Source organism: Microbacterium meiriae, assembly GCF_032364335.1.
Taxonomy (GTDB): Bacteria; Actinomycetota; Actinomycetes; order Actinomycetales; family Microbacteriaceae; genus Microbacterium; species Microbacterium meiriae.
In genome coordinates this window covers 2,854,197-2,866,862 of sequence record NZ_CP133984.1, presented here as the reverse complement: position 1 = coordinate 2,866,862, position 12,666 = coordinate 2,854,197, and the positions used below count along the sequence as shown (strand labels likewise).

At 72.1% G+C, this 12,666-nt stretch carries 17 protein-coding genes; 10 read left to right on the top strand and 7 right to left on the bottom strand.

Features of this window, described 5'->3' with window-relative positions; translation table 11 throughout:
* Positions 1-8: 8 nt before the first annotated feature.
* Complete coding sequence (locus RI211_RS13985; RefSeq protein ID WP_315638387.1) at positions 9-1,097, top strand: alcohol dehydrogenase catalytic domain-containing protein; 1,089 nt, start codon at positions 9-11, stop codon at positions 1,095-1,097.
* 4 nt (positions 1,098-1,101) lie between these two features.
* Here the strand turns inward: RI211_RS13985 and RI211_RS13980 are convergent, their stop codons facing one another.
* A complete protein-coding gene (locus RI211_RS13980; RefSeq protein ID WP_187662332.1) occupies positions 1,102-1,611 on the bottom strand; it encodes a CinA family protein in 510 nt (169 codons plus the stop codon).
* A gap of 267 nt (positions 1,612-1,878) precedes the next feature.
* Between RI211_RS13980 and RI211_RS13975 the strand changes: the two genes are divergently transcribed.
* Positions 1,879-2,556, top strand: coding sequence for a DUF6766 family protein (locus tag RI211_RS13975; RefSeq protein WP_315638431.1), 678 nt, complete (start codon positions 1,879-1,881; stop codon positions 2,554-2,556).
* Here RI211_RS13975 and RI211_RS13970 read toward each other — a convergent pair.
* Complete coding sequence (locus RI211_RS13970) at positions 2,532-3,065, bottom strand: FHA domain-containing protein (RefSeq protein WP_315638388.1); 534 nt, start codon at positions 3,063-3,065, stop codon at positions 2,532-2,534. The genes RI211_RS13975 and RI211_RS13970 overlap by 25 nt on opposite strands.
* Before the next feature lie 198 nt (positions 3,066-3,263).
* Between RI211_RS13970 and RI211_RS13965 the strand changes: the two genes are divergently transcribed.
* From RI211_RS13965 to RI211_RS13955, 3 genes are all read left to right on the top strand, one after another.
* Positions 3,264-3,602: a DUF7882 family protein gene (locus RI211_RS13965; RefSeq protein ID WP_187662330.1), complete on the top strand. Its 339-nt coding sequence runs from the start codon at positions 3,264-3,266 to the stop codon at positions 3,600-3,602.
* A gap of 111 nt (positions 3,603-3,713) precedes the next feature.
* On the top strand, positions 3,714-4,613 hold the full coding sequence (locus RI211_RS13960; protein WP_259954306.1) for an SDR family oxidoreductase: 900 nt from the start codon (positions 3,714-3,716) through the stop codon (positions 4,611-4,613).
* A gap of 59 nt (positions 4,614-4,672) precedes the next feature.
* Positions 4,673-5,590, top strand: a complete 918-nt coding sequence (locus tag RI211_RS13955) for an EamA family transporter (protein ID WP_187662328.1) — start codon at positions 4,673-4,675, stop codon at positions 5,588-5,590.
* 20 nt (positions 5,591-5,610) lie between these two features.
* Here the strand turns inward: RI211_RS13955 and RI211_RS13950 are convergent, their stop codons facing one another.
* Both RI211_RS13950 and RI211_RS13945 read right to left on the bottom strand, forming a co-directional pair.
* Positions 5,611-6,375: a YidC/Oxa1 family membrane protein insertase gene (locus RI211_RS13950; RefSeq protein ID WP_259954310.1), complete on the bottom strand. Its 765-nt coding sequence runs from the start codon at positions 6,373-6,375 to the stop codon at positions 5,611-5,613.
* A gap of 64 nt (positions 6,376-6,439) precedes the next feature.
* The gene (locus RI211_RS13945) at positions 6,440-6,712 is read right to left on the bottom strand and encodes a DUF6412 domain-containing protein (protein WP_280564960.1); all 273 of its coding nucleotides are present in this window, start codon (positions 6,710-6,712) and stop codon (positions 6,440-6,442) included.
* Positions 6,713-6,804: 92 nt separating this feature from the next.
* On the opposite strand from RI211_RS13945, the gene RI211_RS13940 reads away from it, so the two are divergent.
* The 3 genes from RI211_RS13940 to RI211_RS13930 are packed head-to-tail and all read left to right on the top strand — an operon-like array spanning position 6,805 to position 8,520.
* Positions 6,805-7,845 carry an NAD(P)H-dependent flavin oxidoreductase gene (locus RI211_RS13940; RefSeq protein ID WP_187662326.1) on the top strand — a complete coding sequence of 347 codons (1,041 nt, stop codon included), beginning with the start codon at positions 6,805-6,807 and terminating at the stop codon, positions 7,843-7,845.
* Between the two features lie 31 nt (positions 7,846-7,876).
* Positions 7,877-8,134, top strand: a complete 258-nt coding sequence (locus RI211_RS13935) for a type II toxin-antitoxin system Phd/YefM family antitoxin (protein ID WP_315638389.1) — start codon at positions 7,877-7,879, stop codon at positions 8,132-8,134.
* Positions 8,131-8,520 carry a type II toxin-antitoxin system VapC family toxin gene (locus tag RI211_RS13930; RefSeq protein WP_315638390.1) on the top strand — a complete coding sequence of 130 codons (390 nt, stop codon included), beginning with the start codon at positions 8,131-8,133 and terminating at the stop codon, positions 8,518-8,520. The genes RI211_RS13935 and RI211_RS13930 overlap by 4 nt, the downstream gene beginning before the upstream one ends.
* 12 nt (positions 8,521-8,532) lie before the next feature.
* Here the strand turns inward: RI211_RS13930 and purU are convergent, their stop codons facing one another.
* Positions 8,533-9,384 carry a formyltetrahydrofolate deformylase gene (gene purU, locus RI211_RS13925; protein WP_187662325.1) on the bottom strand — a complete coding sequence of 284 codons (852 nt, stop codon included), beginning with the start codon at positions 9,382-9,384 and terminating at the stop codon, positions 8,533-8,535.
* 83 nt (positions 9,385-9,467) lie between these two features.
* On the opposite strand from purU, the gene RI211_RS13920 reads away from it, so the two are divergent.
* A complete protein-coding gene (locus tag RI211_RS13920; protein ID WP_062632981.1) occupies positions 9,468-10,682 on the top strand; it encodes a cation:proton antiporter in 1,215 nt (404 codons plus the stop codon).
* The gene (locus tag RI211_RS13915; protein WP_315638391.1) at positions 10,679-11,149 is read left to right on the top strand and encodes a glutaminase; all 471 of its coding nucleotides are present in this window, start codon (positions 10,679-10,681) and stop codon (positions 11,147-11,149) included. The genes RI211_RS13920 and RI211_RS13915 overlap by 4 nt, the downstream gene beginning before the upstream one ends.
* A 2-nt stretch (positions 11,150-11,151) precedes the next feature.
* On the opposite strand, the gene RI211_RS13910 is transcribed toward RI211_RS13915, so the two are convergent.
* Together RI211_RS13910 and RI211_RS13905 are read right to left on the bottom strand one after the other, a co-directional pair.
* Positions 11,152-11,868, bottom strand: a complete 717-nt coding sequence (locus RI211_RS13910) for a glutamine amidotransferase-related protein (RefSeq protein ID WP_315638392.1) — start codon at positions 11,866-11,868, stop codon at positions 11,152-11,154.
* Positions 11,869-11,908: 40 nt separating this feature from the next.
* A complete protein-coding gene (locus tag RI211_RS13905; RefSeq protein ID WP_315638393.1) occupies positions 11,909-12,658 on the bottom strand; it encodes a LysR substrate-binding domain-containing protein in 750 nt (249 codons plus the stop codon).
* Positions 12,659-12,666 lie beyond the last annotated feature (8 nt).

The window sequence follows — 12,666 nt, the reverse complement described above, 5'->3', positions numbered from 1 at the left end:
GTCGAGTCATGGGAACGCTGCTGATCCGCCCGCCCGGACACCGGAGGGACGTCGCGCTGCGCCCCGCGGCCACCGCGATGGTCTGGGTCGGCGAAGGGCACCCGCACGAGACGATCGCGGTCCCGGGGGTCGCGCTCGGCGATCAGGACGTGCTCGTCGCCGTGGAGATGTCCACGATCTGCGGGTCGGACGTGCACACCGTGCAGGGGCGCCGGTCCGCGCCGGCGCCGCTCGTCCTCGGGCACGAGAGCGTCGGTCGCGTCATCGCGATGGGCGATGACGGTGCGGACGCGGTGGACGGCACTCCGCTGCGGATCGGTGACCGTGTGGTCTGGTCGGTGACGGTGTCCTGCGGCACCTGCGACCGCTGTCGGCGCGGCCTCACGCAGAAGTGCCGTGACCTCGGCAAGTACGGCCATGACCGCGTCGGCGCCCACGGCGACCTGACCGGGGCGTTCGCCAGCCACGTGCAGCTGCGGGCGGGCACCGCGATCGTGCGCGTGCCGGAGGCGCTGCCCGCTGCGGTGCTGGCGCCTGCCGCCTGCGCGACAGCGACCGCGTGGGCCGCGGTGGCGCGTGCCGCCCGTGACGTCGACCTCGACGGCGCCGCGGTGCGCATCCACGGCGCGGGACTCGTGGGGATCAGTGCCGCGGCGATCGCCGCCGAGCACGGTGCCGTCGTCGAGGTGCGCGATCCGGACGACGACCGGCGCGCCTTCGCCTCCCGGTTCGGGGCCACCGCGCTCGATCGTGACCCGGACGTGGTGATCGAAGCCTCAGGGCATGCCGTCGGGGAGGCCCTCGCGGGCGTCGCCGTCGGCGGGACGGTGGTCCTCGTCGGCAGCGTGTTCCCCGCAGCCCCGGTTCCGCTGGACGCGGAGGATCTCGTCCGCCGACTCATCACGGTCGCGGGGGTGCACAACTACGGTGCGGACGATCTCGCGGCAGCGGCGTCGTTCCTCGCGGGGCGCGGGCGCGCGTATCCGTTCGGCGAGGCCGTGGGGGCGGTGCGATCGCTCCTCGACATCGACGCCGCCCTCACGGAGGCCGCAGCGACGGGAGCCCCGCTGCGGGTCGGCCTCGTGCCGGGGCGCTGAGCTCTCAGTCCGAGCCGGAGCGCCGCGGTCCTGCGGGGTGCAGCCCCTCGGCGTGGAAGGCGAGCAGTCGCACCGCGGCGTCGACGCTCGCCGACAGGATCTCGTCCGGATCGCCGGTCAGGGCCAGTCTCCGGTGCCCCGCATCGTCGGCGGTCGCCCAGCCCAGGTAGACCGTGCCCGCGGGGTGACCGCCCTCCGGACCCGGCCCGCCCACGCCGGTGGTCGAGACGCAGATGTCGGCGTCGAAGAGCTCCCGCGCTCCCGTGGCGAGCTGCTCGGCGCAGGCCGCGGAGGTCGGGTCGGTCCCCGGGGTCAACCCCAGCACCCGCTCCTTCACCTCCGTGAAGTACGCGACGATGCCGCCGGCGAACCATCCGGAGGCCCCCTCGCCGGCCCCGATCGTGTTCGCGAGGCGTCCGGACGTGAGCGACTCCGCAACGCTCACGCGCAGACCTCGGCTGCGGGCGAGCTCGCCGAGGCGTTCGAGGTCGGGGGTCTCGTTCGGCGCGGTCATCCGGCGCTCCTCTCATCGGTTCCCCTCAGGCTACGGGTGCCGCTGCGCCCTGCCGCAGGGGATTGACAACCGTGTCCGCGTCAAGCCCCTGGAGGGCACTCATCGTGCGCGCCATCGTCGGACCGTGGTCACACCGACGAAGGAGGCGGACATGGCGGAGGATGCGCGCGACACCGCGGGAATGCGGGCGGTCTTCTGGATCTGGGCGGGGATCATCGGCGTCGGGCTCGCCGCGATGATCGGCCTGCCGCTGGGAGGGCGATGACGATGCGCTCGCGGATCAAGGACCACGCCCTCAGCCTCTTCTTCCTCGCGCTGTTCGCGCTCGCGCTCGCGGGCCAGGCGCTCGCGGGCTACCTCCGCAACAACGAGGAGCTCCTCGACCACGGGCAGCGGGCGATCGGCTTCGGGGACTTCCTCTGGTCGTCCGACTTCGCCGTCGACGTCGCCGAGAACTGGCAGTCGGAGTTCCTGCAGTTCTTCCTCTTCATCGCTGCGACGATCTGGTTCGTGCAGAAGGGGTCGCCGGAGTCGAAGAAGCCCGGCGATGAGGGGCCGGGCAGCGATGCGGATCAGCTCGTCGGCCCGCACGCCCGCCCGGATTCGCCGCGGTGGGCCCGGGCGGGCGGATGGCGAGCCGCCGTGTTCGGCAACTCGCTGCTGATCGTGATGGGGGCGGTGTTCGTGCTGTCCTGGTTCGCGCAGTCGCTCGCCGGCACGGTCGTCATGAACGAGGAGAACGCGATGCACGGCGTCGCCGCGATCACCTGGGCCGACTACGTGACCAGCTCGGACTTCTGGGACCGCACGCTGCAGAACTGGCAGTCCGAGTTCCTCGCGGTCGGGACGATGGTCGCGTTCGCGATCTACCTCCGGCAGCGGGGGTCAGCGGAGTCCAAACCCGTCGGCACCCCGCACCATCAGTCGGCCTTGGAGTCCGACTGAGAGAGCTCGTCGTTGACGTCGGCCTGCGAGAGCCGCTCGTCGTCGGCGTCGTAGCCCGGACGCGCCTCCTGCAGCGGCTGGTCGGAGAACTCGCCGCCGAGGCGTCCGCCGAAGGGCCGGCCGTGGTCGGCGAACTCCTCGCGGGCGAAGACCAGCTCCCACGGGCCCACCGTGAAGCGGGATCCGGTGCGGAGCGTCTCGGTGCGCTCGCCGGGGTGGGTCGCGTCGGAGTCAGGGTTGGAGTTCATCTCGCCGTCGGCGTGCAGGGTCACCACGTATTCGTCACGGTCGTCGTGCACGACCGTCGCATGCACGGGCTCGGTGTCGGCGAGGCGCAGCTCATTCCCGGCGGCGGAACCGATGCGGACCTCCTCCATGTCGAGCGCGAACTCGGTGCGCTCGTCGTCGCGCCGCACGCGCAGTCGCGGGTTGCCCGCGCCGCGCTCGGCGTGGGTGGTGCCGGGCGTGTAGCCCTCCTCGGGACGGTCGTCGATGTGGCGTTCAGTCATGGCGGTGCCCTCCTCGGGTGTCGATGATTCGAGGCTAACCCCCGCGCGGATCGTGCGCAGGGCCTTGACTTCGACGCCTGCGTCGCCCTCCGAGGCCGATTTGCCGCGCGCCCCGTCCGAGGGCTTACCCTCTACCCATAGGCCGATCCCGGCAGTGTCCGCCGGGCTGAGGACCACCCGACCGAGGAGCATCACCCGATGGGCAAGTTCATCTACGAAGGCAGCGTGAAGACCGAGATCGAGGATCGGGCGCTCACGCACCTGCAGCTCGTGATCACGGCCAAGCTGCGCCGCGGCGAGCCGTTCCCGTTCAGCTGGCGTGAGGACGCCAGCGTGGGCGGCGGCCGGACCACCGTCTGGATCCAGCCGGGCAGCTCGCTCGTCTTCAAGTACTTCGGCAGCCGGCAGCCCGCCGTCAACCGGGCCTGGATCGAGGCGCTCGCCTTCACCGCCAACGCTCCCACCGGGCTCTACCTCGTTCCCGAGCCCGCCGAGAACGCCGAGCCCCCGCACGGCGACGCCCCCTCCGCCGGCTGAGGCCGGTTTCCCGGAGACCGCCCGGGGCTGTCAACCCCCTGCCGTCCGCCCTCCGAAGCCGCGAGGCTCGATCACGACCTGATCGTCAGCCCCATGACAGGAGGAGCGGAAATGACCGACACCACCCGCGACGGCGGCCTCACCGACCCCCGACACGCGCACCACGAGGACGGGTTCCCGGCGCAGAGCCAGGACCAGCCGGGCCTCACCGAGAAGACCACCCCGGAGCCCGACCACGGCGAGCAGTCCTACGTCGGCCACGGGCGGCTCGAGGGGCGGCGTGCCCTCATCACCGGCGGCGACTCGGGGATCGGGCGTGCCGTCGCGATCGCCTTCGCCCGCGAGGGCGCAGACGTGGCCATCGTGCACATGCCCGAGGAGCAGGAGGATGCGGAGGAGACGCTCGCGCTCGTCCGCGAGGCCGGTCGCACCGGCGTCAGCATCCCCGGCGACGTCCGCGAGGAGGCCTTCGCGACCGACGCCGTGCACCGCGCGCGCCGCGAACTCGGCGGACTCGACGTGCTCGTCCTCAACGCGGCCTACCAGCACGACATCGACGGCTTCGAGAACCTCGACACCGAGAAGATGCGTCGAGTGTTCGACACGAACCTCGCCGGTCTCGTCTTCTCGGCACGTGCCGCCTTCCCTGACCTCGAGCCCGGATCCAGCATCATCGTGACCTCGTCGGTGCAGTCGGCGCAGCCGTCACCGGGTCTCATCGACTACGCCATGACGAAGGCAGCACAGGTCGCGTTCGTCAAGGCGCTCGCAGAGGAGGCAGGGCCGCGCGGCGTGCGCGTCAACGCCGTCGCGCCCGGTCCGATCTGGACGCCGCTGATCCCCGCGACCGGATGGGGGCCGGAGCGCCTGGAGACGTTCGGGCAGGACACGCCGCTGGGGCGCGCCGGCCAGCCGGCGGAACTCGCCGGAGCCTACGTGTACCTCGCCTCGGCGGAGTCGTCGTACGTGTCCGGAGCAGTCCTCGCGGTGACGGGCGGCAAGCCGCTCTGATCCGCGTGAGGAGGGCGCAGGCGGCGGGGAGGCAGGACCCCGCCGCCTAAGCTTGTCTGGTGCAGAGACCCGCGACATCCGGACCCCTCGTGGGCGTCGCCCTCGTCATCGGATCCTGCCTCTCCCTGCCGTTCGGCGCCGCCGTCGCCGCGCAGCTCTTCCCCGTCCTCGGGCCGTGGGGCGTGACGTCGCTCCGCGTCGCGATCGCCGCGCTGCTGCTGGTCGTCATCGTGCGTCCGCGGCCTCGCGCCTGGACCCGGTCGCAGTGGCTCGCCGCCGTGCTGTTCGGGGTGTCGCTGGCCGCAATGAACGGGTTCTTCTACGCGGCCATCGACCGCATCCCTCTTGGGCCCGCCGTGGCGATCGAGTTCCTCGGGCCGCTCGTGCTCGCCGCCGTGCTGACCCGTCGTCTCCGGGATGCGGTGTGGGTGGGTGTGGCCCTGCTCGGCATGGCGCTGCTCGGCGTGGACGGCCTCGTCGGCGCCGAGCCCCTCGACCCGCTCGGCGTGGTCTTCATCCTCATCGCGGCCGGATTCTGGGTCATGTACATCAGGATGAGCGCGCGCGTCGGCGCCCTCATCCCCGGCAGCAGTGGGCTCGCGATGGGGCTCGTCGTCGCGGCCGTGCTCCTCATCCCCGTGGGTGTGCCCGCGGCGGCCACCGTGGCGCTGGACCCGCAGCTCCTCCTGCTCGCGGCGGTCACCGCGGTGCTCTCGTCCGTCATCCCGTACAGCTTCGAGCTCGCGGCGCTCCGACGGCTGCCGCAGCGGGTGTTCGGGGTGCTGCTGAGCCTCGAGCCGGCGTTCGCGACCCTCGCCGGGTGGCTCATCCTCGGACAGGACGCCACGCCGCTGCGGCTGCTCGCGGTGGCGCTCGTGATCGCGGCGAGCGTCGGGACCACTCTCGGCGTGCGCCGCGACCGGAGGGGCGACGGTGCCGCGGGACCGTTCACCGCTCCGATCCCGCTTCCGGACTGAGCCCTCCGGCCGAGCGGCTCTCACGCCCGGACGACGGCCGGCTGCGGCAGCGGGTAGCGGCGGCGCAGGATCACCCGCTGCACGAGGGTCCACACCACCGTGACCGTGAGATAGAGCGCGGCGGCCAGGGGGACGAAGGCCGCGAACACCGCGGTGAGATAGTGCAGCGCCGACATCATCCGCAGCATGCCGGGGGAGCTGAGCGGGGAGTCGTCGCCTTCGACGGGGACCGGCCGGAACACCCGCCGGGTGACCTCGGCGACGGCGATCATCACGGCCAGCAGCACGCCGAAGACCGCGAACGTCGCCGGGGTCGCGGTGCCGCCGAACAGGGCCGACACCAGGCTCGTGCCGAGCGGGGCGCCGAAGAGGTCGTGGGTGAGCAGCTCGTTCGGGTGTCCGGCGATCTCCGGCCGCAGGAACAGGGTGTACAGCAGCCCCACGACGGGCGCCTGCGCCAGCACGGGCAGCATCCCCGCGAAGGGCGAGGTGTTCTCGGCCCGGTAGAGCGCCATCATCTCCTGCTGCAGGCGCTCCGGGTTCTTCCGGTGGCGCTGCTGCAGCGCGCGCAGCTTCGGGGCGAGGCGGGCTCTGGTCTGCTCGGCTCGGGCCTGGGAGATGCCGACAGGGATGAGGAGGGCGCGCACGAGGAGGGTCACCAGGACCACGGCGAGGGCGGCGGCGGAGGGGCCGGCGAGGGGTTCGAGAAGGGTGGAGAGGCCGTTCAGGGCACCATAGGCGGCGTCCAGGAGCGCGGCGAGGGGAGGGAAGGCGAAGATGTCCACGGGAAGGTCCGTTCGATGAGGTCGGGAAGGGTCGGCGAAGGCCGCGCGGTCCCGGTCGGACGGACTACGCGGCGGTCGCGACTCCCGGCGCTCGCGGACGAGGGTGCCCGGCGGCATCCGGATCGCTCTGCGGGAGGAGCGTTCCGACATCGATCGCCCGCAGCGGGTGCGGGGCATCGGCGGAGGTCTGGTGGCGCACGCTCAGTGCGAGTGCGAGCGTGAGGACGGTGACGGCGAGCAGCGCGATCGCGAGGCCGAGCGCGGCGGCATCCGGCATCGTCACAAGGCCGATCGCGGCCGCGACGAAGCCGAGCATCTGCCCGAACCACTCGCTCATGCCGCGAGCTTACCCCGTTCGAATCGCCTGAATCGCTGTATCCGGGCCGCCGATGGAGCCATTCAGGCGATTCGAAGGCGTACCGTCGGGGTATGGCGACAGAAGAACTTCTGGGAGTGGAGAATCCGATCGTGCTGGGGGCGTTCGGGGGGACCTCGTCGGTGGAGCTGACGGCGGCGGTGAGCGCGGCCGGCGGGCTCGGATCCTACGGTCTCTATGGCTACGACGGGGACCGGATCCGGGAGGTCGGGGCCGAGCTGCACCGCGCCACCGACCGCCCCTTCGCGCTGAACATCTGGCTGCCCCTGGGTGACGAGGCCGTGCCGAACCCGCAGCACACGGTCTTCGCGCAGGCGCTGGAGCCGTTCTACGAGGCCGTCGGGGTTCCGGTGCCGGCACGCCCCGAGCGCTACATGCCCGACCTCGACGAGCAGCTCGACGCGGTCTGGGAGGTCGCCCCCGCCGTGCTGAGCGTGGTGTTCGGGGTACCGTCGCCCGCCGTCGTCGCCGAGGCCCGCGACCGCGGCATCCGGGTCGTCGGCACCGCCACCACGGTCGCCGAAGCGGTCGCGCTCGCTGAAGCCGGAGTCGATGCCGTCGTCGCGTCCGGAGCCGAGGCGGCCGGGCACCGCGTGTCGTTCCTGCGCCCCGCGACCGAGTCGCTCGTCGGCACCATCGCGCTCGTGCCCCAGGTCGTGGACGCCGTCGACGTGCCGGTCATCGCCGCCGGCGGGATCGCCGACCGCCGCGGGGTCGCTGCGGCCTTCGCCCTCGGTGCCTCCGGCGTGCAGGTGGGGACGGCGTTCCTCGCGACCGCCGAGTCCGCCGCGACCGCAGCGCACCGCGACGCCATCCGGACCACTGCCGCCGACGAGACCGTGCTGACGAAGGCGATGAGCGGACGCCTCGCCCGCGGAGCCCGCAACCGCGCAGTCCGCGCGATCGAGGCGAGCGGCACGATCGCCCCGTTCCCGATGCAGAACTGGCTCACCGGACGCTTCCGCGCGGCGGCAGGAGAGCAGAATCTCGGCGAGCTGCAGTCGCTGTGGATGGGGCAGGCCGCCCCGCTCGCGCGCGGGACGACCGCCGCCGAGGTCTTCGCAGAGCTCGCCGCCGGCGTGCCCGGCCGTTGAGCGACGCCAGGTTCCTGGCTAGAATGGCGTCATGTCCACCCAGAACGTCTTGGAGGCGCGCAACAACCTCTCGCGCCTGATCGCCGAGTCGCAGGCGGGCGAGGACGTGGTCATCACGAAGCGGGGCACTCCGGTCGCCCGTCTCGTCCCCATCGGGCCCGTCGACGTGGTGCGGAGCGGCCGCCTCCTCGTCGAGTGGATCGAACAGCATCCGCTGCCGCCCCGGCTCGCACGGAGCGCAGAGGAGCTGGACGTCCGGATCGACGAGAACCGGGACGCCTGGGAATGATCTATCTCGACTCGTGCATCCTCATCTACGCGATCGAGGACCGCGGTCCGAGAGGTGATGCCGTACGGCAGGCACTCCGCGAGGTCGATGCCGAGGTGGCGTCGAGTCCGCTGGCGCTCCACGAGTGCCTCGTGCTGCCCGCGCGCGAGCGCAATCCGGAGCTCCGCGACCGGTACCTGGCTCTCTTCGAACGGATGGAGACGGTCGCACTGGATACGGCAGCGTTCATCCGATCGGCCGAGCTCCGGGCCGACTTCGGTCTGAAGACCCCGGATGCGCTGCACCTCGCCGCCGCCCAGCTGTCCGGGTGCACGGAGCTGTGGACGAACGACAAGCGCCTCGCCGCCGCCTCACACGGTCTCGCCGTCGACATCCTCGACCGCTGAGCGGCCGGTGCGCTAGAGGATGACGGTCGAGCGGCCGTGCACGATCACGCGGTCCTCGGCATGCCACTGCACGGCACGGGCGAGCACCAGACGCTCGACGTCGGCGCCCCGGCTCTGCAGCTCGGCCGCGGACTCGGAGTGCGTGACCCGCGTGACGTCCTGCTCGATGATCGGCCCCTCGTCGAGGTCGGCTGTGGCGTAGTGCGCCGTGGCACCGATCAGCTTCACGCCGCGCTCCTTCGCCCTGGCGTAGGGGTTCGCGCCGATGAAGGCGGGCAGGAACGAGTGGTGGATGTTGATGACCGGGGCTTCGAGGCGCGTGATGAAGTCGTCGCTGAGGATCTGCATGTACCGGGCGAGCACGACGAGATCGACGTTGCCGCGGAGGAGGTCGAGCTGACGCTCCTCCATCGCCTGCTTGTCCGTCGAGGGGATGTGCACGAAGGGTACGCCGAAGGAGCGGACGGCCTCGGCGAGGTCGGGGTGGTTCGAGACGACCATGGTGATGTCGATGTCGAGCTGACCGCGCTGCGTGCGCCAGAGCAGCTCCATGAGGCAGTGGTCGTACTTCGAGACGAAGATCGCCACGCGCTTGCGCCGGGCGACGTCGTGCAGCGACCACTCCATGCCGAAGCGCTCCGCGACCGCCGCGATGTCGGCCTCCAGGGCTGGGCGCGCGGCGGACAGACCGTCGAGGTGGATGACCGTCCGCTGGAAGAATCGGCCACCCTCGGAGTCGGTCGAGTGCTGGTCGAGCGAGATGATGTTGGCCCCGTGCCGGGCGAGCACGCCGGCGACCGCGGCGACGATGCCGGGCTGGTCGTCGCAGGCGATCAGCAGTCGGGCGGTATCGGGCTGGGTCATGGCTGCTCCTCGGGGTGTGCATCGATTCTGCCGTGTCGCGCGGGCGGGGAGCGAATCGCCCGCGGCGTCGCTACCCTGAGACCGTGGATGCGAGCGACGTCGGACTGGTGCTGATCCCGCTGCTGGCGGTGGCCGCACCGCTTCTCGCACGCGGCGTCCGTCCGCTCGTCCGGGTGCCGATCGTCGTGTTCGAGCTCGTCCTCGGCATCCTCGTCGGTCCTGCCGTGCTCGGCTGGGTGGAGCCAGGGCCCCTCCTGGAGAAGCTCAGCGACTTCGGCCTGGCCGTGCTGTTCTTCGTCGCCGGCTCCGAGATCGACTTCCGCCAGGTGGCCGGGAAGCCCCTGGCCCGGGCGTCGCTGGGCTGGCTGCTCAGCGTGCTGCTGGGCATCGGGCTCGGATTCTTCTTCGCCCCGGGGGAGGGCATGGTCGTCATCGGGATCGCGTTGAGCTCGACCGCCCTCGGCACGCTGATGCCGATCCTGCGCGATGCGAAGGAGCTGGACACCCCGTTCGGCCGTGCCATCAGCACCATCGGCGCCGTGGGGGAGTTCCTGCCGCTGATCGCGATCTCGATCTTCCTGAGCACCCGGACGACACCCCTGGCCACGGCGGTGCTGCTGACTTTCGTCGTGCTGGCGGGACTCGCCGTCCTCGTCGCGCACCGGGTGCCGCACGGGCGCCTGCACGGCATCGTGCGCGCGACCCTCCACACCTCCGACCAGTTCGGGGTGCGCTTCGTGATCCTCCTCATCGCGGCCCTCGTCGGCCTCAGCGTGATGCTCGACCTGGACATGCTCCTCGGCGCCTTCGTCGCGGGGGCCATCTGGCGCATCATCATGGCGCGGGCACCCGAGAAGGACGCGGCCGAGGTCGAGAGCAAGATCGAGGGGCTCGCGTTCGGCTTCCTCGTGCCGGTGTTCTTCCTCTACACGGGCGTGACCTTCGACCTGCAGGCGCTGCTGACGTCTCCCTCGGCGATGTCCCTGGTGCCAGTGTTCCTGCTGGCGCTCCTGGTGATCCGCGGATCGGCCGCCCAGCTGTCCGCCCCGGCGGGCGCGAGCGGACGCGACCGCGCCGCGCTCGGCCTGCTCGCAGCCACCGGGCTGCCGATCATCGTCGCGGTCACCGCGATCGGCGTGGATCAGGACATGCTCGACTCCGGGACCGCGGCCGCGCTCGTCGGGGCGGGCATGCTGTCGGTGCTCCTGTACCCGCTGATCGGGATGACGCTGCGTGGCGATCGTGCGCAGGTCGCCGGCCCGCGCCTCGCCGACCAGACCACGTTGGGGGAGCTGTGACCACCGCCTCCGCCCTGCTGACCGAGGCCGTGCAGGAGCTCGCCGGAGCCCCCCGAGAGGGCCTCGGCGAGGAGAAGGACTCGCGCTGGCGCGGGCGGCGGATCGTCCGTGTCGGCGAGGCCTGGCACCTCGGCGTCATCCTGCTCACCGACACGCATGCCCTGGCGACGGCGGAGGTGCTCCGCGCCGCGGACCCGGGGCGTCGGGGATACACGGCCGAGTCGGCGCGCGCACGGGCCGAGCGCCGGGCCCTCGCGCTCCGGGGCGGCTTCCACGAGGGGGATGTCGTGCACGTCGGCTGGAGCGTGATCGACGTCGACGCGGTGGATGCCGGAGGCTCCTCCGGTCCGCTCGCGCTCCTCGACGGCGTGCCGTCGGTGCGCTGGAGTCAGGCGGGTGGGTTCATGCCGCTGGACGCCTACCTGCGCGAGCGCGTCCCGCTGCTCCGCGGTGACGCGCCGACCTGATCTCAGCCGAACAGCTCGGCGAAGCGGCGGAGCAGGGCGGCGCCCTCGGTGACCGAGGCCGCGAGGACCTCCTGCTGCACCGCGTCGAACTGCGCCGGATCGAAGTACCCCGTCGTGCGGTAGAACGTCATGCGGTCGGCGAAGTCGCGCGGCGTCGGCTCGGGATGGAACTGCGCGGCGTACAGGTGGGTGCCCACCCGGTAGGCCTGCACGGGGCAGGCCGCGTTGGTGGCGAGCAGCACGGCTCCCGGCGGAGTCGTGGCGGCGCTCTCCTTGTGCGCGGTGAAGACGGTGAGTGCCGGACCGGACGGGCCGAACACAGGATCGACGGCGCCCTCCGGCGTCGTGTCGATGACGGTCGCGCTCGCCGCCTCCGGCATGGTCGTCACGACCTCGCCGCCGAGGAGGCGGGTGAGCACCCCGATGCTGAAGCACGTGAAGAAGGCGGCGATCCGCTGTTCCCGTGCGGCGCGGGCGAGCGTCTCCAGATCGGCCTCCACGCGCCGCTGCACCGGGGTCTTCTCGACGTCCGTGACGTTGAACGGCGAACCGCCGATGACGACGCCGCGGTATCGATCCAGGTGGGCCGCGGTCAGCGGCTCGTGGAGCAGGTCGAGACGATCGACCACGTCGACCCCGAGGGCCCGCCGGAACGAAGCGTGCTCGGCATCCGCCGCCCCGGTCTCGGGTCGCACGCAGACGTAGAGAAGCGAGGCCATCAGGCGATTCTAACGAGGGGGAGCGTCCCGGCCCGACGGCTCAGCGGGACGAGTTCGCGGTGCGTCCTCGGACGATCCCGACGAACGTCTCGACGTCGGGTGTGGTCCGGTCGCGCGGCCAGGCGAGGGCCACGGTCGACACCGGGCCGTCGGCGAGGACCCGATAGTCGGCGTCCTTCCGGTGGTGCAGTCGGGCCAGTGACATCGGGACGAGGACGATGCCGACACCCGTCGCCGCCGTGGCGATCGCGTCGGCGGTCGACAGGGGTCCGACGCGTGCAGGGATGGTGCCCGGCACCTCCACCGGCCCGAGCACGTCGTCGGACAGGGAGTGCAGCACCTCGCCGTCGAGGTCGGCGGTCGTCAGCTCGTCCGCCGCGAGCAGGTGCGAATCGGTCGAGGCCACGACGACGGGGACCTCGTCGTACAGCGGGATCACGTGCAGGGCATCGTCGTCCAGCGGCAGCCGCACGAGAGCGGCGTCGAGAGCGTCGAGCGCCTCTCGCTGCCCGGCGGCCTCGATCGGGACGAGCTCAAGGGCCACGTGGGGCAGGCGCCGCTTCCACGTGTCGATCCACTTGCCCGGCGTCGCTCCGGGCACGGCGCCGAGGCGGAACGTCCGCGGCTCCTCGGGTGCGGCGGTCGGAGCGTCGAACACGACCTTCTCGGCGCGGGGTGTCCTGCGCGGAGCCGGCTTCCCCTGGCGTGAGCCGCCGCCCGCGGCACGGCCCCGGTGGGCGGGTGAGCCCTTGCCGGAGCCCTTCGCGGGTCGTCGTCCCTGGTGCGCCATGGGATCCA